Source organism: Micromonospora solifontis, from assembly GCF_003725545.1.
GTDB lineage: Bacteria > Actinomycetota > Actinomycetes > Mycobacteriales > Micromonosporaceae > Micromonospora > Micromonospora solifontis.
Genome location: NZ_RJLN01000032.1, coordinates 42,155 through 64,662, shown reverse-complemented (window position 1 = coordinate 64,662; position 22,508 = coordinate 42,155). Strand labels below are relative to the sequence as shown.

The following is a 22,508-nucleotide window of genomic DNA, read 5'->3' as shown; positions in this document are numbered from 1 at the left end:
CCCGGCCGGCGGGCCGGTGGCGACCACCGGCCGGGCGGCCTGGCACCGCCGGACCGGCCTGCTGCCCATCGCCTACCTGGGCGGGCTCGTCGCCCTCGGCTTCGCCCACCCGTTCCTGCCGGCCTGGCGCTGGCTCGCGATCCACCTGCTGCTGCTCGGCGCGGTCACCAACGCCATCCTCGTCTGGTCCGCGCACTTCACCGCGGCGGTGCTGCGGACCCCGGTGCCGAGCCGGCGCCGGCCGGAGGGGGTACGCCTCGCCGTGCTGAACGTCGGGGTGTGCGCCGTCCTCGTCGGCGGGACGGCCGACCGGCCCTGGGTCGGGGTCGGTGGCGCCGCCCTCGTCTTCGCCGCGGTGGCCGCCCACCTGGCCTGGCTCGCCCGGCGGCTGCGCCGGGCCCTGCCGGCCCGGTTCCGGGTGACCGTCCATTACTACCTGGCCGCCAGCCTGGCGCTGCTCGCTGGCGTGCCGGTGGGCGCCGGGATGCTGCTGACCGATGACGCCCACCGTCCCCGGCTGCTGCTCTTCCACGCGCACGTCAACCTGCTCGGCTGGGTCACCCTGACCGTGCTGGGCACGCTGCTCACCCTCTGGCCGACCATGCTGCGCACCCGGATGGCCGACGGCGCGGCGCGGGCCGCGGCCGTCGCCCTTCCGCTGGCCTGCGTGGGCCTGCTCCTCCTCGGCCTGGGCCTGCTCGCCTGGTGGCGGGCCGTCACCGCGGTCGGACTGGCCCTGTTCCTGCTCGGCGTCTCGGTGGCGCTGCGCCCCGCGCTGGCCGTCGCCCGGGGCCGCCCGCCGTACGCCTTCGCCACCTGGTCGCTGGCGGCGGCGGCCGGCTGGCTCCTGGTCGCCCTGGCCGTCGACGCGGTCACCCTGCTGACCGCCACCGAGCCCGCCACCGCCGTCGACCGCTTCGGTCAGGTGCTGATCCCGCTGCTGGTGGGTTTCGTCGGTCAGGTGCTGGTCGGCGCCCTGACGTACCTGCTGCCGGTGGTCCTCGGCGGCGGGCCGGCCCCGGTCCGGGCCCGCGCCGCGCTGCTCGACCGGCACGGACCGCAGCGGGTGGCGATGACCAACGCCGCCCTGGCGGTCTTCGCGCTGCCCAGCCCCCCGTACGTCCGCATCACCACGTCCCTGCTGATCCTCGCCGCGCTGGTGCAGTTCCTGGTACCGGCCGCCCGGGTCCTGCTCACCGCCCGGAGATGACCCTGTGACCACGCCCGCAACCCCGGCCCGACCGCTCGGCGGCGTCGCCGCCGGTCTCGCCCTCGTCCTGGTCGCCGTGCTGGTCGGCGTGGCCGCGCAGCGGATGACCGCCGGTCCGTCCGCGACCCGCGCCGCCGCGGCGGTCACGGCGACCGGGCACACCACCACGGTCGAGGTGGTGGCCGAGGGCATGCGCTTCCACCCGGCCCGGATCGAGGTGCCGCCCGGTGACCGGCTGGTGGTCGAGTTCCGCAACCGGGACCACCGCCGGCACGACCTCGTTTTGGACAACGGCGCCCGGACGGACCTGCTCGGCCAGGGCGCGTCGGCCCGCCTCGACGCGGGGATCATCGGCGCCCCGACCCAGGGCTGGTGCTCGCTGCCCGGACACCGGCAGGCGGGCATGACCCTGCAGATCGTCCCGACCGGCGCGGCGGCGGCGTCGCCCGCCCCGTCCGCGTCCGCCGCGCCGCAACCGAGCCTCGACGTCATGGCCGATCCCGGGCCGGACTTCGCCGCCCGGGACGCCGCCGTGCCGCCCGCCCCGCCGGGCCGGCTGCACCGCCGGGAACTGCACGTGCGGGAGGTGGTGCGGGAGGTCGCCCCGGGCGTACGCCAGCGGCTCTGGACGTTCGACGGCACCGTGCCCGGGCCGGTGCTGCGCGGCCGGGTCGGCGACACGTTCGAGATCACCCTGGTCAACGACGGCACGCTGGACCACGGCATCGACTTCCACGCCGGGGCGGTCGCCCCGGACGAGGTGATGCGCCCGATCGACCCGGGGCAACGGCTGACCTACCGCTTCACCGCCAGCCGGGCCGGCATCTGGATGTACCACTGCTCGACCATGCCGATGCTGCACCACCTCGGCAACGGCATGTACGGCGCCGTGATCATCGACCCGCCCGACCTGCCCCGGGTGGATCGCGAGTACGTGCTCGTCCAGTCGGAGCTCTACCTCGGACCCGACGGCCAACCCGGTGACCTGGCCAAGATGCAGGCCGAGCGGCCCGACGCGGTGGTTTTCAACGGCTACGCCGCCCAGTACACCCACCGCCCGTTGACCGCCCGCCCCGGGGAGCGGGTCCGCGTCTGGCTGCTGGACGCCGGGCCCAACCGGGACAGCTCGTTCCACGTCGTCGGCGCCCAGTTCGACACCGTCTACCGGGAAGGGCACTGGGAGAACCGGGCGACCGACCCGGGTGGGGCGCAGGTGCTGTCCCTCACCCCGGCGGCCGGCGGGTTCGTCGAACTGTCCTTCCCGGCCCCCGGCGACTACCCGTTCCTCAGCCACGCCATGGTGGACGCCGAGCGGGGCGCCCGCGGCGTCTTCGCCGTCCGCTGACGCCCTGACGTGGATCGGCCGCCGCCGCGGCACCGGCCCCGCCGGTCAGCCGGCGGCCCGGCCCAGCTCGGCGAGGATCCCGGTGGCCTGGCCGAGCTCGATCAGGTAGCCGTCGGGGTCGCGGAGGTAGCAGCGGATCTCCATGCCGTGGTCCTTCGGCTCGGTGAGGAACTGCCCGCCCCGGGAGCGCCACAGCTCGTAGACGGCCCGTACGTCGGTGACCCGGACGTTGAGCGCGCTGCCGAGCACGTCCGGGTCCGCCGGCGCCTGGGCCCGGACGGTCGGCTTGTCGTCGGTGGGACCGCCCTCGTCGTTGATCACCAGGTAGCCGTTGTGCAGCCGGAGGATGGCCGGCTGCCGTTCCCGGACGACCGTCGCGCCCAGCACCGTGCGGTAGAACTCCCGGGAGCGGTCCACGTCCCGCGAGATCAACAGGTGGGTGAGCACCAGCCCGTGCTCGGGTTGGAAGTAGTCCGGCGCCTCGTCCGTCACGTGGACCCTCCTCCTGGTCGGCTGAGGGGGTACCCGCGCGGCGGCGCGGCACACCGGCCGCACGCCACGGAACTCGGGCGGGCTGACCTCGCGCCCCGGGTTAGGGTGCTGGCCATGATCGACCCGCTGCCCTGGCCACCGCTCGCCGAGCTGCGCCGGCGCACCAGCTTGAAGTGGCGCCGGTACCCCGAGGACGTGCTGCCGATGTTCGTCGCGGAGATGGACGTGGCACCCGCGGAGCCGGTGGTGCGCGCGCTGACCGAGGCGATCGCGCGTGGCGACACCGGCTACCCGAACGGCCCCGGCTACGCCGAGGCCTTCGCGGGCTTCGCCGCCCGCCGGTGGGGCTGGGCGGTCCGCCCCGAACACACCGCCATGGTGCCGGACGTCATGCTGGGCATCGTCGAGGTGCTGAAACTGCTCACCGACGACGGGGACGCGGTGATCGTGAACCCGCCCGTGTACCCGCCGTTCTTCATGTTCGTCGGGCATCTCGGCCGGCGGATCGTCGAGGCGCCGCTCGGTCCCGACGGCCGCCTCGACCCGGACGCGCTGCGCGCGGCCTTCCGCACCGCGACCGCCGGCGGGCGGCGGGCCGCGTACCTGCTGTGCAGCCCGCACAACCCCACCGGGACCGTGCACACCCGGCAAGAGCTGACGGAGGTGGCCGAGCTGGCCGCCCGGCACCGGGTGGGGGTGGTGGTCGACGAGATCCACGCCCCGCTGGTGTACCCCGGCGTCGAGTTCGTGCCGTACCTGACGGTGCCGGGCGGCGAGGAGGGTTTCGCGGTGGTGTCCGCGTCGAAGGCGTGGAACCTGGCCGGCCTCAAGGCGGCGCTGGCGGTGGCGGGCCCCGCGGCGGCCGGGACGCTGAAGCGGATGCCGGAGGAGGTCGGCCACGGCCCCAGCCACCTGGGGATCCTGGCGCACGCGGCCGCCCTCACCGAGGGTGTCGGGTGGCTCGACCGGCTGCTGGCCGGCCTGGACCACAACCGCCGGCTGCTGGGCGAGCTGCTCGCCGAGCGGTTCCCGGAGATCGGCTACCGGCCGCCGGAGGGCACGTACCTCGCCTGGCTGGACTGCCGGGCGCTGCCGGTGGGCGACGACCCGGCCGCAATGTTCCTCGACCGGGGCCGGGTGGCGCTGAACCCCGGTCCGGAGTTCGGTACGGGCGGGGCCGGCCACGCCCGGTTCAACCTGGCCACCGCGCCCGAGCACCTGCGGGAGGCGGTACGCCGGATGGCCGCCGCCGTCGGGCGCTGACCTTCCGCCCCGAACCAACACCCCGACCGGCGGCAGCGGCGCCCCGGTCCGTACGGTCGGGACGTGGACACCGATGTGATCGTGGTCGGGGCGGGCCTCGCGGGCCTGGTCGCCGCCGCCGAGGCGGCCGACGCGGGCCGCCGCGTGCTGCTGCTGGACCAGGAGCCCGAGCAGAACCTCGGCGGGCAGGCGTGGTGGTCGTTCGGCGGGCTCTTCCTGGTCGACTCGCCCGAGCAGCGGCGGATGGGCATCCGCGACTCCGCCGAGCTGGCCTGGCAGGACTGGACCGGCAGCGCCGCCTTCGACCGGCCCGAGGACCACTGGCCGCGCCGCTGGGCCGAGGCGTACGTGCACTTCGCGGCCGGGGAGAAGCGGGCCTGGCTGCGCGGCCTCGGCCATCGGATCTTCCCGGTGGTGAGCTGGGCCGAGCGCGGCGGCGGCGCCGCCCACGGGCACGGCAACTCGGTGCCCCGGTTCCACGTCACCTGGGGCACCGGCCCGGGCGTGGTCGAGCCGTTCGCCCGGCGGGTGCGGGCCGCCGCCGAGCGGGGCCGGATCCGGCTGCTGTTCCGGCACCGCGTCGACGAGCTGGTCACCAGCGGGGGCGCGGTCACCGGCGTGCGCGGCGCCGTGCTGGCCCCGGACGACGCACCGCGCGGCCGCCCCACCTCCCGCACCGTCGTCGGCGACTTCGCGTACGCGGCGCAGGCCGTGATCATCACCTCGGGCGGGATCGGCGGGAACCACGACCTGGTCCGGCGCGCCTGGCCGGCTCGGCTGGGCACCCCGCCCGCGCGGATGGTCACCGGGGTGCCGGCGTACGTGGACGGCCGGATGCTCGCCGCCACCGAGGCGGCCGGCGGCCAGATCATCAACCCCGACCGGATGTGGCACTACGCCGAGGGACTGCGCAACTGGGATCCGGTCTGGCCCGGCCACGGCATCCGGATCCTGCCCGGCCCGTCGTCGCTCTGGCTCGACGCCACGGGCCGGCGGCTGCCGGCGCCGCTCTTCCCCGGCTTCGACACCCTGGCCACCCTGCGCCACCTGCGCGCCACCGGGCACGACTACAGCTGGTTCCTGCTCACCCAGAAGATCCTGGAGAAGGAGTTCGCGCTCTCGGGCTCGGAGCAGAACCCGGACCTGACCGACCGCAGCGTCCGTCAGCTGCTGCACCGGGTGCGCCCCGGCGCGCCCGCGCCGGTGGAGGCGTTCAAGCGGCACGGCGCCGACTTCGTGGTGGCCGACGACCTCACGAAGCTGGTCGCCGGGATGAACGAGCTGGCCGCCGAGAGCGGCGGGCCGCGGCTCGACGCCGCCGACGTGCGCCGGCTGGTCGAGGCCCGGGACCGGGAGCTGGCCAACCCGTACGGCAAGGACGCCCAGCTGCACGCCATCCGGGACGCCCGCCGCTACCGGGGCGACCGGCTGATCCGGGTCGCCACCCCGCACCGGCTGCTCGACCCGGCCGCCGGCCCGCTGCTCGCCGTGCAGTTGCACGTGCTCACCCGCAAGACGCTGGGCGGGCTGCACACCGACCTGTCCGGCCGGGTGCTGCGCCCCGACGCCGAGCCGCTCGGCGGCGTGTACGCGGCCGGCGAGGTCGCCGGCTTCGGCGGTGGCGGCATGCACGGGTACAACGCCCTGGAGGGCACCTTCCTCGGCGGCTGCCTCTTCTCCGGCCGCATCGCCGGCCGGGCCGCCGCCGCTGCCGTCGCCTGACGGGCCACCGCTGCCGTCGCCTGACGGGGCGGCTCCGGGCCCACCGGGCGGCCCGGCCGCCCGCCGACGTCGCCCAGGGGGTGCGGGAGGCGCAGCGCCGGCCCTCGCCGACCTCAGCCGCCCGCCGGGTCCGGTGTCCGGGGGCGGGCCCGCAGGTGGGCCCGCTCGCCCTGCCGGCCGAAGAGGCTGAGCAGTTCGACCGGTTCCGCGTCGGCCGGGCCGAACCAGTGCGGCACCCGGGTGTCGAACTCGGCCGCCTCGCCGGGGGAGAGCACCAGGTCGTGTTCCCCGAGGATGACCCGCAGCCGCCCGTTGAGCACGTACACCCACTCGTAGCCCTCGTGGGTCTGCGGGTCCGGCTCGCCGCGGCGACCGTCGCCCGGCAGCACCAGCTTGTACGCCTGGATTCCGCCGGCCCGGCGGGTCAGCGGCAGCATGGTCATCCCGTGCCGGGTGATCGGGCGCAGGTGCACCCGCGGGTCCCCGGTCGGCGGCGCGTCGACCAGCTCGTCCAGGGTGACGCCGTGCGCCCGGGCGAGGGGGAGCAGCAGTTCGAGGGTGGGCCGGCGGCTGCCGGACTCCAGCCGGGACAGGGTGCTCACCGAGATGCCGGTGGCCGCGGCGAGCTCGGCGAGGGTGGTCTCGCGCTGCTGGCGCAGGGCGCGCAGCCGGGGGCCGACCGCGTCGAGGGCCTGGTCGAGGGCGTCGTCCATGCGCTCAGTTTGCCACTTCGGCAACAATGTTTGCCACTCGAGGGGGGTGTGCCGGATGGTTGCCGCGGGAGGTGGTCACGGTGACCGGAGAGCTGGCGGCGGCGTACGACGTGGTGGTGATCGGCGGGGGTGCGGCCGGGTTGAGCGGAGCGCTGACCCTGGCCCGGTCCCGGCGCTCGGTGGTGGTGCTCGACGCGGGGGCGCCGCGCAACGCCCCGGCCGCCGGGGTGCACGGCCTGCTGGGCCGCGAGGGGACGCCGCCGGCCGAACTGCTCGCGCGCGGCCGCGCGGAGGTCCGGGGGTACGGCGGCCAGGTGCTTCCCGGGGAGGTGGCGGCCGTGCGCCGCGACGGCGACGGATTCCTGGTGACGCTGGCCGACGGCCGGGTGACCCGGGCCCGCCGGTTGCTGGTCGCCAGCGGCCTGGTCGACGAGCTGCCCGACGTGCCCGGGCTTCGGGAACGGTGGGGCCGGGACGTGCTGCACTGCCCCTACTGCCACGGGTGGGAGGTCCGGGACCGGGCCATCGGGGTGCTGGCCGCTGGGCCGATGTCGGTGCACCAGGCGCTGCTGTTCCGCCAGCTGAGCGACGACGTCACCTACTTCGCCCACACCACCGGGCCGCTGGCGGACGAGCCGGCCGAGCAGTTCGCCGCCCGGGGCGTCCGGGTGGTGTCCGGCGAGGTGGCGGCGTTGGAGATCGCCGCGGACCGGCTCGTCGGGGTACGGCTGGCCGACGGCACCGTGGTGCGGCGGGACGCCCTCGCGGTCGCGCCGCGGATGCTCGCGCGGGCCGGTTTCCTGGCGGAGCTTGGGCTGGCGACCGCCGAGCACCCGTCGGGGATGGGCGAGCACGTCACCGCCGATCCCACCGGCCGGACCGGGGTGCCCGGGGTGTGGGTGGCGGGCAACGTCACCGATCCGTCCGCCCAGGTCGGCGCCGCCGCGGCGGCCGGCACGCTGGCGGCCGCCCAGATCAACGCCGACCTGGTCGGCGAGGAGACCCGTTGCGCGGTCGCCGCCCGGCGGGAGCCGTTCTCGCCCGCGGCCGAGGCGCGGGTGGGTGAACTGGTGGCGGGCGACCGCCGGCACGGGCTGTGAGCCCGGGAAGGAGCGATCAGATGTCCGAGCGGTTCGACGAGGCGTACTGGGAGCAGCGCTACCGCGGCCACGGCCCCGGCCACCGGCGCGAGCCGAACCCGTACCTGGTCGCGGCGGTGGCGGACCGGGCACCCGGCGTGGCGCTCGACGCGGGCTGCGGCGAGGGCGCCGAGGCCGGCTGGCTCGCCGCGCGGGGCTGGCGGGTGACGGCGGTGGACATCGCCGCCACCGCGCTGCGCCACGCCCGCGAGCACGCCACCGCCCTCGGCCCCGACGTCGCCGACCGGATCGACTGGGTGCGGGCCGACCTGACCGGGTGGACGCCCCCGGCGCAGCGGTACGACCTGGTCTGCGCCCACTACGTGCACCCCGCGACGGACGGCCCGGACCTGCTCCGCCGGCTGGCGGCGGCGGTCGCCCCGGGCGGCACGCTGCTCGTGGTCGGCCACGCCCCGTCGCCGGCCAACCCTGCCGCGGGCGCCACCGTCGAGGAGGCCACCGCGGTCCTGGACGCCGGGCGGTGGGAGGTGCAGCTGGCCGAGGCCCGGTCCCGGACGGCCGCCGGCCACCACGGCCACGACGTCACCCTCCACGACACCGTCGTCCGCGCCCGCCGGCGCCCCTGACCGGGTGCCGGCTTGCTCGGCGCGGCCGGGCCGGGCCGGCGTCGATCCGGCCCCGGAACCGGGCGTACGGCGGCGGGAACCGGTGGCCGCCCATTCCCGCCGCCGCGCCGGCAGACCCGGCCGGCGGTCGCCACGGGCGTCACCACGGGCGGACTCGACGCCCGCCGCCGGTGACGGCCGGTTGACGTGACCTCGGGCAGGGTCGCAGCACGACGTCCGCCCCTCGTCCCGTCAGGCCGCCCGAGGAGACCTCATGATCAGGACGATGCTCCGGCTCACCGCCCGCCCGGGCTGCGAGTCCGTGCTGGATGTCGCGTGCCGGACGGTCGCCGGGCAGATCGCCGGGCTGGCCGGCGGCGTCCGCCAGGAGGTGCTCCGCGACGCCACCGACCCGGCGGTGTTGGTCCTGGTCACCGAGTGGGTTGACGAGAGCGCCCGGCGCCGGTACGCGGACGGCCCGGTCGCCACGCGCTTCGTCGACGCCGTCCGTCCACTCTGCGCGGCGCCGCCGCGCGAGCGGGTGATGCGGGACGCGCCCACCGGGTCGACGATCTACGTGGACGTCGAGCTGACCGTGCCGGCCGACCGGCGGGCGGAGTTCCGGCGCGGCTACGTCGAGGTCCTCGCCCGGATGGCCGGGGTGCCCGGCTACCTGCGCGAGGAGCTGCTGCGCGAGCCGGGATCGGACACCCACCACATCTTCGCCGAGTGGCGTGGCGAGGCGGAGTTCCACCGCTGGATCGGCAACCCGGCGCACGCGCGGGAGGAGGCCGGCCCGATCGCGCCGTTCCTCCTCGACATCCGGCGCCGGCTCTTCCACGCCGTGACCGATCCGGACAGCAGCCGAGAACCCAGCGCGGGCAGGGAGGCGGACGTGCACAGGACAACGGACGTACTGGTCGTCGGGGCGGGGCCCACCGGGCTCACCGTCGCCGTCGAACTGGCTCGGCGGGGCGTCGAGTGCCAGGTGATCGACAAGCTGGCCGCGCCGCCCGGCCAGGCCGACAAGGCGATCGGCGTGCACTGCCGCACCATGGAGCTCTGGGAGGAGCAGGGCATCGTCCGCGAGGCGATGGACGCCGGGGTCTGGCTCACCGGCAACATGGTGTTCGTCAACGGTGTGGAGACGCACCGGATGAGCTGGGAGCTGCCCGGCCTGCCGTACGCCCACCTCGGCCTGCCCCAGTACGAGACCGAGCGGCTGCTCACCGAGCGGCTGGCCACCCTCGGGGTGCGCCCGCGGCGGGGGACCGAGCTGGTCTCGTTCAGCCAGGACGACGACGGGGTGTCGGCCGTCCTGGCCACCCCCGACGGCGGGACGGAGGAGGTACGCGCGAAGTACCTGGTCGGCTGCGACGGCGCGCACAGCCGGGTCCGGGAGCTGCTCGGCCTGACGTTCACCGGCGGACTGGGCCGGTTCCCGCAGCTGTTCATGCTCGGCGACGTGGACGTCGACTGGGACATGCCGGACGGCCACCTGCTCCGGTTCCTGCACGAAACTGACGGCCGGATGGACGGCATGCTGGTCTGCGTGCCGCTGCGCGGCGAGCACCGGTACCGGATCGCCACCCTCGCGCCGCCCCGGTTCTTCGCACAGACCGGCGGTCAGGACGCCCCGCCAGGGTTCAGCGAGGAACTGGCCGAACCGACGCTGGCCGACGTCCAGGCCGCGCTCGACCGGCTCGCGCCGCCCGGCACCCGGGCGTCGAACCTGCGCTGGTCCTCGGTGTTCCGGATCAGCCACGGCATCGTGGACCGCTACCGCGACGGCCGGGTGTTCGTGGCCGGCGACGCCGCCCACCTGCACCCGCCGGCGGGCGGCCAGGGCATGAACACCGGGATCCAGGACGCCTGGAACCTGGCCTGGAAGCTGGCCCTGGCGGTACGCGGGATCGCCGCTCCCGGCCTGCTCGACAGCTACGAGACCGAACGGCGACCGGAGGGCGAGGAGATCGTCGGCCGGGCGGTACGGATGGCCTTCACCGACGAGCTGGACCGCGCGGACCTGGAGCGGCAGTTCCTCCAGGAGATGTCCCTGCTGCTCAGCTACGCCGGCAGTCCACTGGTCGGCGAGTCGGTGGCCGACCCCGACGCGCTGCGCGGCGGCCCCGGGCCCGGCGATCTCGCCCCCGACGTGGCCGGCCTGCACCGGCGCGGGGTCGGGCACCCGCTGCGGCTGCGGGACCTGACCCGCGGCACCCGGCACACCCTGCTGCTCTACGCCGACGCCACCGCCGACGAGAAGGCGCTCACCGCGATGGCCGAGCTCAGCGCCGACGCGCAGCGGCAGATGTCCGGCGAGCTGGACGCGTACCTGCTGCTCAGCCCGGACGCCCGCGCGCCGCGGCTGCCCGCGCCACCCGCGGTGGTGGACGCCGACGGCGCGTTCCGGGCCCGCTACGGGGTCGCCGGCACGGCGCTCTACCTGGTCCGCCCCGACGGGCACGTCGGGTACCGCAGCCAGCCGGTCGACGGCGACGGCCTCCGCAAGCACCTGCACCTGCTCTTCGGCGGTGCCCGATGACCCGGGTCCGCACGGTGCTGGCGATGCGCGCCCGACCCGGCTGCGAGGAGCGGTTCGAGGCGGAATGGCGGGCGGCGGCCGAGGAGATCCGGACGCTGGACGGCTGCCTGCACCAGGACCTGGTCCGCGACGCCGACGACCCGCGCAGCTACCTGATCATCAGCGACTGGGCCGACCGGGACCGGCTGGACGCCTTCGGCCGCAGCGCACACCGGGACCGGCTGCTGCGGATCATCCGCGAGCTGCGCGAGTCCGCCCACCGGAACACCTACCAGGTGCTGCACAGCGTCAGCGGCGAGCCCCAGGAGCAGTCGAGATGACCGAAGACGCGGTGCCCGGCCGGGAGCTGTACAGCGACGAGTTCGCCGCCGACCCGTACCCCACCTTCGCCCGACTGCGGACCGACCGGCCGGTGTGCCCGGTCAGCGGCCGGTTCGACCAGTACCTGATCACCCGGTTCGACGACGCCCGGGTCGCGCTGACCGACCCCCGGCTCTCCAAGGACCTCTACGGGCCCGGCCAGCACTACCTGCGGATCTTCGGGCCGAACTCGGCCGGGCTGAACCGGAACATGCTCAACGCGGACCCGCCGGAACACACCCGGCTGCGCCGGATCGTGTCGCAGGCGTTCGCGCCGCGCCGCATCGAGGCGCTCCGGCCCCGGGTCGCCCGGATCGTGGACGACCTGCTCGACAAGGTGCTACCGCACGGCCGGTCCGAGCTGATGCACGACTTCGCGATACCGCTGCCGATGACGGTGATCTGCGAACTGCTCGGCATCCCGCCGGCCGACCACGGCCGGGTGCTGGACTGGACCCAGGTGATCCGGACCTCCGGCTCCTCCGGTCGCAGCGCGGAGGAGGAGCGGGCGGCGGTGCAGGACGCCCAGCTGCGACTGCACCACTACCTCGCCGACCTGGTCCGGGCCAAGCGGGCGCGCCCGGACGACGACCTGATCGGCGCCCTGATCGCGGCCTGCGACGACGACGCGGCGCTGTCCGAGGCGGAGGTCGTCGCCACCACGTTCCTGCTGCTGTTCGCCGGGCACCAGACCACCGCCGACTTCCTCGGCAACGCCGTGCTCGCCCTGCTCACCCATCCCGAGCAGCTCGAACTGCTGCGTACCACGCCGCAGCTGCTGCCGTCGGCGATCGAGGAGCTGCTCCGCTTCGACGGCCCGCTGCCGGTGGCCAGCCCGCGGATCGCCACCGAGGACGTCGAGTACCCGGGCGGCACGGTCCCGCGGGGCGCGATCGTCGGCGTGGTGATCAACGCGGCGAACCACGACCCGGCGCACTTCGCCGACCCGGACCGGCTGGACATCCGCCGCGTGCGCGGCCCGCACCTCGGCTTCGGCCACGGCGTCCACTACTGCCTCGGGGTGTCGCTGGCCCGGATGGAGGCGCAGATCGGTCTCGGGGCGCTGCTGCGCCGGCTGCCCGGGCTGCGCCTGGCCGTACCGGCCGCCGAGGTACGCCGGCTGCCGGCGGCGTCGCCGTTCCGGGGCCTGCTGGAACTACCGGTCACCTTCGCCGCCTGAGCCCCCGTCCGCCTTCCGATCCCACCCAAGGAGCAGCCATGGTCTTCCGTAACGTGATCGTCTGTCGCATGGTCCCCGGCAGCGAGGGCACGGTCGGTGACGTCTTCGGGTACTACGACCGGACCACCCGGCCGCAGGATCTCGGGGTCATCGGCCGGATCCTGCTCTCCCACCACGACCTCTACCTGCACGTCATCGAGCGCAGGCAGGATCCGAAAATCTCGGGGCAGACCCGGGGCCTGCCCGCGTTCCAGAAGATCGCCGAGGCCATCGGCCCGTACGTGACGCCGTACCCGAGGTACTGGAAGAACCCGTCCGACTCGGTGGCGAAGGAGTTCTACCGCTGGGCGCCGGAGGACGGCACGGCGCCCGGGGACACCACGCTGACCGTCGTCGTCCAGCGGATCAAACCGGGCGCCGAGGCGGACGTGGCGCGGATCTTCGCCGAGTCCGACGCCGGGCCGCTCCCGCGCGAGCTGGGCGTCGCCGCCCGCTACCTCTACTCGATCGACGACGTGTTCGTGCACCTGATCGAGCAGGACGCCGCGACCGCCGAGCAGCTCCGCCACCAGCACGAGCAGAGGCCGGCCTTCGGCAAGCTGATAGCGGAACTCGCCCCGTACGTCGAGCCGTACCGGCCGGAGAGCTGGCGGGGCCCGCAGGACTCGGTGGCCACCGTCTTCTACCGCTGGCGCGCCGAAGACTGACGCGTCGGTGAACCCGGCGGCAGCCCGGCAGCCGGGACGCGACCGCGCCCGACCCGTCGGTGACGGGTCGGGCGCGCGTCGGCCTGCTCAGCTCACCTGCTCGCCCCGGCTGGCGCGGACGATGCCGTCGGTGTCGGAGATGCCCTCGCCCTTGATCACCTTGCCGTCGCGCAGGGTCCAGAAGTGCACGAAGCGCACGTTGAATTCGCCGCCGCTGCGGAAGTGGCCGTACCACATCCCGATGGCCGCGGCCCAGTCGTCGCCGGAGACCCGGATCTCCTCGACGTCGAACCGGTTGTCGTCGAGCAGCTCCAGCGCCCCGGTGAAGTACTGCATCGCCCCGTCCAGCCCGCTGTAGTGGCCGGTGGACCACGGCAGGGACTTCGGGGTGACGATCTCCGCGTCCGGGTGGAAGAGGCTGACCACCGCCGGCGCGTCCATCCGCTTCAAGCCGTCGTAGAGCGCCTCCACGACCGCCTCGACCCGTTCCGTCATGCGATCCCTCCCCGGGGTACGGCCGCCCCACCGGGGCGGGCGATGCGCCTGTCCGTCCATGTCGGACGGTGCGCCTGCGTCGATGTCAGCCAAACGCACCGGACCAGCGCGGACAACCCCTAGCCAGCGGGCGGCAGCCCCTATCGACCGGACGCGGACGCCCCGCCCGGGATGCCGACCGGCGGGTAACCCTGGCCGGTCGGACAGCGGGCGGCGGGTCGTTCGGACACGGTTCGCGCAGCCCGGACCGGGCAGCAATCTGGGAGAAGACAGTGATGGCACTCACTCCCAGGATGGGAATCGCGCAAGGGTGGTCACCACGCCGCCCCCCGTCGGTCCCGCTGTCCGCATCAGCCCGACCGTCCTCATCGGACCTCCGCCCGCCACCCGATCGTCCGGCCCGGCGTCGCTTCCACCCACGCCGCAAACCGCCGGTCGGGTCCTCCTCCCGGCGTGATCCGCCGACCGGCGGGCGACCCGGTCCACGATCCCGCCCGCGCCGGTCCACCGGCGCCCTCCCCATGAAGGACGACACATGCAGGACTACTGGCTGGCCCGGGTGCGCCAGCACGCCACCTCCCGCCGTGCGGTGCTACTCGGCGCGGCCGGCGCCGGCGCCGGCCTGGCCCTCGGCGGCACCAGCGCCGCCTCGGCCGCGCCGTCCACCGCCGCCGATACGCCACCGTTCGACTTCGACAAGGGCAACGCGGCCGAGGAGGTGCTCGGGCCGTTCGCCGGCCCGGTGGTCGTCACCGCCGTCGGACAGGGCGACGCCACCCTGATCATCCGGTGGGCGCACATGCTGGAACTCTCCTGGTTCGACGCGATCGCCCCCTACCACCCGACGGCGGTGGGCATCTACACCCAGCTGCCCCGGCGGCCGCGCGCCGAGGCGGAGACCAACCGCAACAAGAACATCGCCATCCTGTACGCCTCATACCACGCGTTCAACAGCATCCTGCCGCAGCACAACCAGACCTGGCGGGCCATGCTGCAGTCGGTCGGCCTGGACCCGGCCGACGGGAGCACCGACCCGAGCACCCCGGTCGGTATCGGCAACCTGGCCGGCAAGGGCGTCGCGGCCTTCCGCGAGCACGACGGCATGAACCAGCTCGGCGACTACGGCGGCCAGGTCTACAACCGGCGGCCGTACTCCGACTACACCGGCTACCGGCCCAAGAACACCGCCTACGACCTGATCGACGCCTCGCGCTGGCAGCCGGCCATCGTCACCAAGGGCAACGGCATATTCCAGGTGCAGCAGTTCGTCACCCCGCAGCTGCAGCACGTCGCCCCGCTGAGCTTCACCGACCTCGAGGAGGTCCGGGCGCCGATACCGACCGCCAGCAACCACCGAAACAAGGCCGCGTACAAGAAGCAGGTGGACGACATCCTCGCCACCTCCGCCGGGCTCACCGACAAGCAGAAGATGATCGCCGAGTTCTTCGACAACAAGTTCGAGAGCCTCGGCATCGCGGTCGGGCAGGCCATCCAGAACGCCGGGCTGGGCCTGGACGCCTGGGTGCACCTGCACGCCGTGGTGGAGACCGCCACCTGGGACGCCGCCACCGCGATCTGGTGGAACAAGAACGTCTACGACGCGGTGCGCCCGTTCAGCGCGATCCGCCACGTCTACCAGGGCAGGACGGTGACCGCCTGGGGCGGCCCCGGCAAGGGCACCGTCCGCGACCTGCCCGCCGAGCAGTGGCGCAGCTATCTGCCGGTGCCCGACCACCCCGAGTATCCGTCCGGCTCGACCTCCCTCTGCACCGCCCAGGCGCAGGCGGCCCGCCGGTTCCTCGGCACCGACCAGGTGCAGTTCCGGTACGAGCGGAAGGCCGGCTCCTCGGTGATCGAACCGGGCGTCACCCCGCGCCAGGACCTCGTGCTGAGCTGGGACACCTGGACCGACTGGCTGCACGACTGCGGGATGAGCCGCTACTACGGCGGGGTGCACTTCCTGCCCGCCATCCGCGCCTCGTGGGACATCGGTCGGAAGATCGGCGATCACGCGTACGAGTTCGTGCAGCGGCACATCAACGGTGAGGCGGTGCTGCGGACTCGACGCTGACCTTCAGCGCCGCGAGCGTCCGCCGCATCCCGTCGCGGTTGTGCCGGGACCGGTCGCGGACCCCCGACGTCAGGGCGGAGACCCGGCGTCGGGCCGATCCGCGCCGGTCCCACCACGACTGGACGACCTCCGTCCCGGTGCCGTCCGGGGCGGAGGTCAGGTCGAAGCGCCAACTGGACACCAGCGTGCCGCCCAGCCGCACGTCGAAGGCGAAGCAGCGGCCGGGCTCGGCCGCCGTCACCGTGCACCGGGTGGTCCAGGAGCGCCACCGGCCCAGCCGGTTGTGGCCGCGGAAGGTGCTGCCCACGGTGAGCGGGAAGCCCGGGTCGTCGAGCGTGGCGCCGACGCACTCCGGGCTCCATTCGCCCATCCGCCGGACGTCGCTGACCGCCGCGTACACCGCGGCGGCCGGCGCCCGGACCGTGATCCGCTCCTGGACGGCCTCCGTCATGCCGCCGCGCGGAGCTCGTCGGACAGGTAGCTCTGCGCGTTGTAGATGGTGCGGGCCGGGTCGAGGATCCGCCGCCGCCCGTGCATCACCCGGGTGTTGTCGATGAGCGCCACGTCCCCATCCTGCCAGGCCAGATCCTCGGTGAGGGCCGCCGTGGTCTCCTCCACCTCGCGCATCAGCTCGGCGGAGAACTCGGTGCCGTCGGCGAAGGTGATCCGCGGCTTCTCGTAGTTGTAGGACGGGCCGAGGATGCTGTTGGCGAACGCCAGCCGGGAGCCGAACAGGGTCGGGTGCGCGGCCGGCACCTGGAACTCGTAGCGGATCGCGCCGCCGTCCAGCGGCTCGATCACGGTCCGGCCCGGCCCGGTGGCCAGCGCCCGCATGTCGTCCACGGTGATCTCGTCGGCCGGCTTGGCGTCGCCGAGCTGGTGCGCGACGAACGCCTTCCAGCGGTCCTCCTCCACCCGGCGGCTGTAGGCGATGTCCTGCGCGCCGAACTGCGCCCGGGCCTCCGCGCTGAACCCGTCCCAGACCCGGTAGCCGTCGCACACCGTGGTCTCCGAGCCCTCGGCGGCCGCCTTCTCGCAGAAGAACCAGGTCAGGTCGGGGGCGAACGGGCTGTTGCCGTTCTCGATGTGCAGCCCGACCGCGTCCGTGCCGGCGTCCACCTTCTGCGCGACGTCCCCGCCGTGGAACTCGCGGGCCGGGTCCAGGGTGATCCGGCCGGAGACGGCGTGCACCAGGGCGGAGAAGAGTTCCAGGTCGGCCCGGAAGCCGCGGAACACGATGAACCCCGACTCGCGCAGCAGCCGGACGGTGACCAGTGGGTCGAGGTCGGTGAGCGCGGCGGTGGACGGGGCGGTGCAGAGCAGCCCGTTGCCGCTGCCGTAGCGACTCATGGCGAAGGTCGTGGTCAGCATTGCCGTCATCTCCCGAGGGTGGTCTCGAAGGGCGTGGGCGTCGACGCCGGCCGGTCGGCCGGCGGGTCCAGCGGCCGGCAGGGCAGCCGTCCGTCGGCGATGGCCGCCCTGATCTCGTCCCGCCGGGGGCGGCCGGTCACCGTGAAGTACCGGCCGTACAGGTCGTCACCGGCGGGCAGCACGCAGGCGGCGGTGACCCGCTCCACGGCGGAGAGCCGCTGCGCGCCGAGCGCCGCGAGGTCCCGGCGGGCGGTCGCCTCGTCGGTCCCGTCGGCGACCAGGAACAGGCCGTGCAGCGTCTGCATCCCGTCGCCGACCACCGCGCCGGCGCGGACGAACGGCAGCGTGGCGTACTGCGCCTCCACCCATTCGGGGGCGACGTTGCGTCCGGCGGAGGTGACGATGACGTTCTTCTTCCGGCCGACGATGCGGATGTGGCCGGTCTCCTCGATCTCGGCGAGGTCGCCGGTGTGCAACCAGCCGTCCGGGTCGACCCGGCACGCGGACGGGTCGGTACCGGTGTAACCGGCGAACAGCGACGAGCTGCGCACCAGCAGTTCGCCGTCGTCGGCCAGCCGGACCTCGACGTGGTCCAGCGGCTGCCCGACCGTGCCGATCCGCCGGTTGCCGGGGCGGTTCCAGGAGACCGTCGAGCTGTTCTCGCTCAGGCCGTAGCCCTCGTACACAGTCAGGCCGTGCCGGTCCAGGCGGCGCAGCGTGCCGGGCTCGACCGGCGCGCCGCCGCAGCAGATCAGCGGCGGCGCGTCCCGGCCGAAGAGCTCCCGCGCCACCGGCCGGCCCTGCGCCGCGACCCGGTCCGCGCGGTCGGCCAGCTCCTCGGCCAGGGCGGGCGTGGCCACCAGCGCGGTCGGCCGGGCGGCCGGGGTGTAGCGCAGCACGGCACCGGCGGCGAACGACGAGGTGCCGACGAGCGGCTCGTCCGGCGGCAGCAGCACCACCGTGCCGCCGTGGCAGATCACCAGGTAGATCGCGGCGACCTGCTCGATCAGCAGGCTGAACGGGACCAGCGACAGGTAGCGGGTGTACGCGCCGGCCGGCATGACCCGGTCCAGCGACCGGAGCAGCGCGTCCAGGCCGGCGCCCCGGATGCGGACGCCCTTCGGGTGGGCGGTGGTGCCCGAGGTGTGCACCACCTTGCAGATCGCCTGCTCGTCCCGCCACGGGTCGTCCGGCCAGGGCGGGGCGGCCTCGACGGCCTCGGCCACCAGGTCGGCCAGCGCCAACGGGACGACCCGGCAGCCGGCCGGCAGCACCCGTTCGGCGCCCCATTCGGCCAGCCGCTGCCGGCCCGCCTCGTCCACCAGGCAGACGGTCGCCTCGGGCAGCAGACTGGCCGCCTGCTCGGCGGAGAACGCCAGCGGCACCGGCACCTCCACCGCGCCGGAGAGCAGCAGCGCGAGGTCGGCGACCACGAACTCCGCGGTGTTGCCGGCGAGCACCCCGACCACCGGCCGGTTCTCCGCCAGCCGCAGCCGGCCGGCCAGCACCCGGGCGGCGCCCACGCCGTCCCGGTAGGACAGCACACCGACCGGACGTCCCGCGCGGTCCAGCGCCTCGACCAGCGCGCGCCCGTCGGCGGCCAGGTGGGCGAGGCGTTCCTCAACGAGCATCGGTCATCGCCTCCCGGGGCAGCGCGCGGCGCAGCGCGACGTCGACGTTGAGGAAGCGGTACCGGCCGGTGCAGGCGCGCACGAGGTCGCCGATCCGGTCCAGCGGCACCAGGCCGGTGGTGGGCGCGTGATCGTAGTAGGTGCCCCAGCGCCTCCGCTCGCCGGGGGTCATCCACGTCGGCCGGGCCCGACCCAGGGACAGGAACGGCACCCCGAACTGCGGCAGCGCCGCCGCGAGGGGACCGGTCGCCGTGCACAGCGCGAAGCGCATGCCCTGGCACCAGGCGAGCAGCGGCAGCAGCCGGATCAGCTCGCCGCCGCTGCCGCCGACCGCCACGAAGGAGCCGACCTCCACCACGTCGTCGCGGGACACCGACGCCCCGGCGACCCGCTGGAGCACGTCCTCCAGCGGGTGGTCCAGGTAGCGCTCGGAGAAGAAGCCACGGGCGGAGTTGAAGGTCATCCCGCCGCAGGCCACGATCTCCTCCGGCCGGTCCGGGCGGTGCCGGGCGGCCAGGACGAAGCAGTCCGGCCGCGGGTCGATCAGGGCGCCGTACATCTCGGCGTATCCGGCGCGGACGAACGCGGCGGCCGCGTCCCACTCGGGCGACGGGGGGCTGGTGACGCGGACCCGCAGCGGGTCCGCGCCGATGGTCGCCGCCGGCCCCGGTGGGGCCGTGGCGGATCTGGTGATCGTCATGCGGCCTGCCAGTCCATCCGGATCGGGGATTTGTTCATCCGCAGCAGCAGCCGCGGGGGCAGCCGGTACTGCCGGCGCAGCAGCGCGGTCGCGGCGCGGGTCAGCGCGCGGGGTTGCCGGTCGAGCCAGGTGAGCGTCTCGTCGAGCGCGGCGAGCGCCTGGTCGATCTCCTCGGCCGTGCAGGTCAGCGGCGGGTACATGCGCAGCACCGGCTCGGCGATCTGCTCGTTGAGCGAGTGCCCGGTGTGGACGCCGCGCATCCCCATGCCGATCGACACCATCAGCTCCACGGCGGGGTTGGCCGTGCGCAGGCCGGTCATCAGACCGATGCCGGGCGCCGCGCGCAGGTGCTTCGGGTGCCGGCGGACGGCCTCCGCCAGGCCCTCGGTGAGCCGTGGCCCCAGCTCGGCGGCCCGGGCCGGCAGGTCGCGCTCGCGTACCTCGGCGATGGTGGCCGCCGCGGCCGCCACCGCGACGCCGGTGACGGCGCTGCCCGAGGTGAGCAGCGACGGGTGCCAGCGCGGGTGCCGCGCCGCGTCCTCGACCACCGCGGAGCTGAGCGCGCAGACGCCGATCGGCACGAACCCGCCGGTGAGCGCCTTGGACAACAGCATGACGTCCGGCCGCACGTCGTCGCGCTCGACCGCGAACATCCGCCCGGTCCGGCCGAACCCGGTCTGGATCTCGTCGGCCACGAACAGGGTGTCGGTGGCCGCGCAGGCCTCGGCGACCCCGCGGACGTAACCCGGTGGGGGAACGGTGAGGTGCGCCCCGCCCAGCACCGGCTCCAGGAACACCGCCGCCACCGAGCCGTCCGCGACGGCGGCGCGGACCGCCGCGGCGTCGCCGTACGGCACCACGACGAGGTGGCCGCCGAGCGGTTCGAACGGGGTGCGGTGGTTGCCCTGACCCAGCAGCGACAGGGCGGCCAGGGTCTTGCCGTGGTAGCTGCCGTCGGCGACGACGATCCGGTGCCGGTCGGGCCGGGCGAGCCGGACCGCGCGCAGCGCCGTCTCGCAGATCTCCGCGCCGGAGCAGCCGAGCGCGAAGCGGTCGAGGCCGGCCGGCAGGATCTCGCCCAGCGCCCGGAACAGCGCGGCGGTGGCGGGGTGCACCGCCCCGGGCGGTGCCGCCGGCGCCTGGCGCAGCGCCTCGGCCACCGCCGCGGCCACCCGCGGGTTGCCGTGCCCGACCAGGAAGACGCCGTAGCTGGCGGCCAGGTCCAGCGCCTCCGTGCCGTCCTCGGCGTACACCCGGCTGCCGCTGGCATGGCTCTCCACCGCCCGCCCGGCGGCGGCCAGCATGGTCGCCGCGGTCGGGTTCCAGTGCCGGCCCAGTGCGGAGAAGATGCGTTGCCGATCGTCCAGCGAGGTCATGCGCGTACCTCCCGCCCGGCGTCGGGGCCGGTGGTGGTGAGCCGGCCGCCGGCGGCGGCCACCCGGTCGAGGAGTTCGGCCACGTCGCCGGGCGCGGCGGTGAGCGGTGGCAGCACGGCCACCACGTCCCCGTCCGGGGGCCGCGCCAGCACGCGGTCCCGGGCCAGCTCGGTCACCAACGCCCGGGCGGCGTCGGGCCCGGCGAGCCGCAACCAGATCAGGGCGCCGTCGGCGCCGACGTCGGTCACCGCCCCGACGCCGGCCAGCGGCGCCAGCCGGGCACGGGCGAGGCGCTCCACCTCCCGCTGGCGGTCGGCCAGCCGCTCGTCGGCGACGACCGCCAGCACGGCCGTGACGGCCGCGGCGGAGAGCGGGTTGGCGCCGAAGGTCGAGCCGTGCAGGCTCGGGTTGCGGCGGGCGTAGACCCGGTCGTAGGTGGCCCGGCTGGTCACCACGCAGCCGACCGGCACCGCGTCCGCCCCGAGCGGCTCGCCGAGCACCAGGGCGTCCGGCGTGACCGGCAGCCGGGTGACCGCCAGGTCGACGCCGAGCCGGGCCGGGCCGGTGAGCCGTTCGTCGAGCACCAGCAGCGTCCCGGTGTGGTCACAGGCGGCCCGGAGCCGCCGCCACCAGTCGGCGGGCAGGTCGGCCAGCCGGCGGCCCGGGGCGGCCGGTGCCACCACCACCGCCGCGACGTCGTCGCGGACCCGGGCGACCAGCTCGTCGGGGCGGTCCCGGGGCACGGCGACCGGACCCAGCGGCTGGTCGGGCAGGAGGGGGAAGCCGTGGGTCAGCGACAGGCCGTGCAGGAGGGTGCCGTGGTCGGCGCCGGCGAAACCCATGACGAGGCGCCGGCGCGGGTGCGTGCCCTTGGCGAGCTTGAGCGCGGAGTCCAGCGCCTCGGCGCCGCTGTTGCACAGGTACGACACGGTCAGCGGGTCGGGGCAGAGCCGGTGCAGCGCGGTCACCGCCTCGGCCAGCGGCCGGCTCACCAGGATCCGGCTGGACAGGGCGGTCCGGCCGGCCTGCGCGACGAGCCGTTCGGTCACCGCCGGATGGCCGGGACCGAAGCCCGCCGAGGCCGCGTCGAGCCAGACGGAGCCGTCCGTCGCCTCGATCCGGGCGCCGACCTGGCGCCGGATCACCGGCGCCTGCGGGCCGGGGCCATCGATCAGGTGCCGGCGTACGACGGCGCCGTCGTCGAGGTCCGGCGCCTCGCGGGTTCCCAGGTGCGAATTGGTCGTCATGAGGTCACCAATCACGGCCGCCGACTCGTACGAAAAGGACGGAGTGGCGCAGGTATAGACGTTGCGGAATGGACGCGGGGTGCGCCGACGACCCCGTCGACCCGCTTCAGCATGTCGGCCCAAGTCTGAAAAGTCTTCGCGCAAATTGCTGTCTTGGCTGCCCGTCGGCCCTGCGTCCGGTCCACGGGACGCACCGCGCGACGGCGGAGAATCCGCAGCTCGCCGCGCTGATGGCGGCGGGCGGTCGAGCGGTGTCCGGGGCGCGTGACGGGAAGCCCGGGTCGCCTTCCGGACATCCGCCGGACGGCTGCCCGACGATCGGCGTACGCTACCCTTTCTCCGGCGCCGGTTAAAAGCCGACAGAGTATGTCGCGC

General features: G+C 75.0%; 20 protein-coding genes. 11 read left to right on the top strand and 9 right to left on the bottom strand.

Annotated elements, in window-relative coordinates; genetic code table 11:
- Positions 1 to 16 precede the first annotated feature (16 nt).
- Positions 17 to 1,210: a hypothetical protein gene (locus EFE23_RS13720; protein WP_233600973.1), complete on the top strand. Its 1,194-nt coding sequence runs from the start codon at positions 17 to 19 to the stop codon at positions 1,208 to 1,210.
- A 4-nt stretch (positions 1,211 to 1,214) separates the two neighbouring features.
- The gene (locus tag EFE23_RS13715; protein ID WP_123241298.1) at positions 1,215 to 2,555 is read left to right on the top strand and encodes a multicopper oxidase domain-containing protein; all 1,341 of its coding nucleotides are present in this window, start codon (positions 1,215 to 1,217) and stop codon (positions 2,553 to 2,555) included.
- Between the two features lie 45 nt (positions 2,556 to 2,600).
- Here the strand turns inward: EFE23_RS13715 and EFE23_RS13710 are convergent, their stop codons facing one another.
- A complete protein-coding gene (locus tag EFE23_RS13710; RefSeq protein WP_123241297.1) occupies positions 2,601 to 3,047 on the bottom strand; it encodes a VOC family protein in 447 nt (148 codons plus the stop codon).
- Positions 3,048 to 3,161: 114 nt separating this feature from the next.
- Between EFE23_RS13710 and EFE23_RS13705 the strand changes: the two genes are divergently transcribed.
- Together EFE23_RS13705 and EFE23_RS13700 are read left to right on the top strand one after the other, a co-directional pair.
- Positions 3,162 to 4,310, top strand: a complete 1,149-nt coding sequence (locus EFE23_RS13705) for a MalY/PatB family protein (RefSeq protein ID WP_123241305.1) — start codon at positions 3,162 to 3,164, stop codon at positions 4,308 to 4,310.
- A 63-nt stretch (positions 4,311 to 4,373) separates the two neighbouring features.
- Positions 4,374 to 6,032, top strand: coding sequence for an FAD-binding dehydrogenase (locus EFE23_RS13700; protein WP_123241296.1), 1,659 nt, complete (start codon positions 4,374 to 4,376; stop codon positions 6,030 to 6,032).
- Positions 6,033 to 6,145: 113 nt separating this feature from the next.
- Here the strand turns inward: EFE23_RS13700 and EFE23_RS13695 are convergent, their stop codons facing one another.
- Positions 6,146 to 6,745: a helix-turn-helix domain-containing protein gene (locus EFE23_RS13695; protein WP_123241295.1), complete on the bottom strand. Its 600-nt coding sequence runs from the start codon at positions 6,743 to 6,745 to the stop codon at positions 6,146 to 6,148.
- Positions 6,746 to 6,825: 80 nt separating this feature from the next.
- Between EFE23_RS13695 and EFE23_RS13690 the strand changes: the two genes are divergently transcribed.
- From EFE23_RS13690 to EFE23_RS13665, 6 genes are all read left to right on the top strand, one after another.
- Positions 6,826 to 7,845 carry an NAD(P)/FAD-dependent oxidoreductase gene (locus EFE23_RS13690; RefSeq protein WP_123241304.1) on the top strand — a complete coding sequence of 340 codons (1,020 nt, stop codon included), beginning with the start codon at positions 6,826 to 6,828 and terminating at the stop codon, positions 7,843 to 7,845.
- A gap of 20 nt (positions 7,846 to 7,865) precedes the next feature.
- Positions 7,866 to 8,471, top strand: coding sequence for a class I SAM-dependent methyltransferase (locus EFE23_RS13685; RefSeq protein WP_123241294.1), 606 nt, complete (start codon positions 7,866 to 7,868; stop codon positions 8,469 to 8,471).
- A gap of 253 nt (positions 8,472 to 8,724) precedes the next feature.
- Positions 8,725 to 10,995 (top strand): FAD-dependent monooxygenase, encoded by a 2,271-nt coding sequence (locus EFE23_RS13680; RefSeq protein WP_123241293.1) that lies wholly within the window; start codon positions 8,725 to 8,727, stop codon positions 10,993 to 10,995.
- Positions 10,992 to 11,315 carry a putative quinol monooxygenase gene (locus tag EFE23_RS13675; RefSeq protein WP_123241292.1) on the top strand — a complete coding sequence of 108 codons (324 nt, stop codon included), beginning with the start codon at positions 10,992 to 10,994 and terminating at the stop codon, positions 11,313 to 11,315. Before EFE23_RS13680 ends, EFE23_RS13675 begins: the two co-directional genes overlap by 4 nt.
- Positions 11,312 to 12,535, top strand: coding sequence for a cytochrome P450 family protein (locus tag EFE23_RS13670; protein WP_123241291.1), 1,224 nt, complete (start codon positions 11,312 to 11,314; stop codon positions 12,533 to 12,535). The genes EFE23_RS13675 and EFE23_RS13670 overlap by 4 nt, the downstream gene beginning before the upstream one ends.
- A 38-nt stretch (positions 12,536 to 12,573) precedes the next feature.
- Complete coding sequence (locus EFE23_RS13665; RefSeq protein WP_123241290.1) at positions 12,574 to 13,242, top strand: TcmI family type II polyketide cyclase; 669 nt, start codon at positions 12,574 to 12,576, stop codon at positions 13,240 to 13,242.
- An 87-nt stretch (positions 13,243 to 13,329) separates the two neighbouring features.
- Here EFE23_RS13665 and EFE23_RS13660 read toward each other — a convergent pair whose 3' ends face one another.
- The gene (locus EFE23_RS13660; protein WP_158675858.1) at positions 13,330 to 13,737 is read right to left on the bottom strand and encodes a nuclear transport factor 2 family protein; all 408 of its coding nucleotides are present in this window, start codon (positions 13,735 to 13,737) and stop codon (positions 13,330 to 13,332) included.
- 535 nt (positions 13,738 to 14,272) lie between these two features.
- On the opposite strand from EFE23_RS13660, the gene EFE23_RS13655 reads away from it, so the two are divergent.
- A complete protein-coding gene (locus tag EFE23_RS13655; RefSeq protein WP_199737066.1) occupies positions 14,273 to 15,808 on the top strand; it encodes a DUF6851 domain-containing protein in 1,536 nt (511 codons plus the stop codon).
- On the opposite strand, the gene EFE23_RS13650 is transcribed toward EFE23_RS13655, so the two are convergent.
- The 6 genes from EFE23_RS13650 to EFE23_RS13625 are packed head-to-tail and all read right to left on the bottom strand — an operon-like array spanning position 15,774 to position 22,133.
- Positions 15,774 to 16,259, bottom strand: coding sequence for an SRPBCC family protein (locus EFE23_RS13650; RefSeq protein WP_123241288.1), 486 nt, complete (start codon positions 16,257 to 16,259; stop codon positions 15,774 to 15,776). The two genes, EFE23_RS13655 and EFE23_RS13650, sit on opposite strands and share 35 nt — an antisense overlap.
- A complete protein-coding gene (locus EFE23_RS13645) occupies positions 16,256 to 17,188 on the bottom strand; it encodes a TauD/TfdA family dioxygenase (RefSeq protein ID WP_199737065.1) in 933 nt (310 codons plus the stop codon). The genes EFE23_RS13650 and EFE23_RS13645 overlap by 4 nt, the downstream gene beginning before the upstream one ends.
- Positions 17,185 to 18,810, bottom strand: coding sequence for an AMP-binding protein (locus tag EFE23_RS13640; RefSeq protein WP_123241286.1), 1,626 nt, complete (start codon positions 18,808 to 18,810; stop codon positions 17,185 to 17,187). The genes EFE23_RS13645 and EFE23_RS13640 overlap by 4 nt, the downstream gene beginning before the upstream one ends.
- Positions 18,800 to 19,510, bottom strand: a complete 711-nt coding sequence (locus tag EFE23_RS13635) for a thermostable hemolysin (protein ID WP_123241285.1) — start codon at positions 19,508 to 19,510, stop codon at positions 18,800 to 18,802. The genes EFE23_RS13640 and EFE23_RS13635 overlap by 11 nt, the downstream gene beginning before the upstream one ends.
- Positions 19,507 to 20,886: an aspartate aminotransferase family protein gene (locus EFE23_RS13630; RefSeq protein WP_123241284.1), complete on the bottom strand. Its 1,380-nt coding sequence runs from the start codon at positions 20,884 to 20,886 to the stop codon at positions 19,507 to 19,509. The genes EFE23_RS13635 and EFE23_RS13630 overlap by 4 nt, the downstream gene beginning before the upstream one ends.
- Positions 20,883 to 22,133 (bottom strand): aminotransferase class III-fold pyridoxal phosphate-dependent enzyme, encoded by a 1,251-nt coding sequence (locus EFE23_RS13625; protein ID WP_123241283.1) that lies wholly within the window; start codon positions 22,131 to 22,133, stop codon positions 20,883 to 20,885. Before EFE23_RS13625 ends, EFE23_RS13630 begins: the two co-directional genes overlap by 4 nt.
- Between the last annotated feature and the right edge of the window lie 375 nt (positions 22,134 to 22,508).

Bases quoted from the DNA above. Each gene is read 5' to 3' on its own strand.
- EFE23_RS13660 (WP_158675858.1), bottom strand. From the start codon at position 13,737: ATGACGGAACGGGTCGAGGCGGTCGTGGAGGCGCTCTACGACGGCTTG.
- EFE23_RS13630 (WP_123241284.1), bottom strand. From the start codon at position 20,886: ATGACCTCGCTGGACGATCGGCAACGCATCTTCTCCGCACTGGGCCGG.
- EFE23_RS13645 (WP_199737065.1), bottom strand. From the start codon at position 17,188: ATGACGGCAATGCTGACCACGACCTTCGCCATGAGTCGCTACGGCAGC.
- EFE23_RS13705 (WP_123241305.1), top strand. From the start codon at position 3,162: ATGATCGACCCGCTGCCCTGGCCACCGCTCGCCGAGCTGCGCCGGCGC.
- EFE23_RS13640 (WP_123241286.1), bottom strand. From the start codon at position 18,810: ATGCTCGTTGAGGAACGCCTCGCCCACCTGGCCGCCGACGGGCGCGCG.
- EFE23_RS13695 (WP_123241295.1), bottom strand. From the start codon at position 6,745: ATGGACGACGCCCTCGACCAGGCCCTCGACGCGGTCGGCCCCCGGCTG.
- EFE23_RS13675 (WP_123241292.1), top strand. From the start codon at position 10,992: ATGACCCGGGTCCGCACGGTGCTGGCGATGCGCGCCCGACCCGGCTGC.
- EFE23_RS13680 (WP_123241293.1), top strand. From the start codon at position 8,725: ATGATCAGGACGATGCTCCGGCTCACCGCCCGCCCGGGCTGCGAGTCC.
- EFE23_RS13665 (WP_123241290.1), top strand. From the start codon at position 12,574: ATGGTCTTCCGTAACGTGATCGTCTGTCGCATGGTCCCCGGCAGCGAG.
- EFE23_RS13635 (WP_123241285.1), bottom strand. From the start codon at position 19,510: ATGACGATCACCAGATCCGCCACGGCCCCACCGGGGCCGGCGGCGACC.
- EFE23_RS13625 (WP_123241283.1), bottom strand. From the start codon at position 22,133: ATGACGACCAATTCGCACCTGGGAACCCGCGAGGCGCCGGACCTCGAC.
- EFE23_RS13685 (WP_123241294.1), top strand. From the start codon at position 7,866: ATGTCCGAGCGGTTCGACGAGGCGTACTGGGAGCAGCGCTACCGCGGC.
- EFE23_RS13650 (WP_123241288.1), bottom strand. From the start codon at position 16,259: ATGACGGAGGCCGTCCAGGAGCGGATCACGGTCCGGGCGCCGGCCGCC.
- EFE23_RS13670 (WP_123241291.1), top strand. From the start codon at position 11,312: ATGACCGAAGACGCGGTGCCCGGCCGGGAGCTGTACAGCGACGAGTTC.
- EFE23_RS13655 (WP_199737066.1), top strand. From the start codon at position 14,273: ATGCAGGACTACTGGCTGGCCCGGGTGCGCCAGCACGCCACCTCCCGC.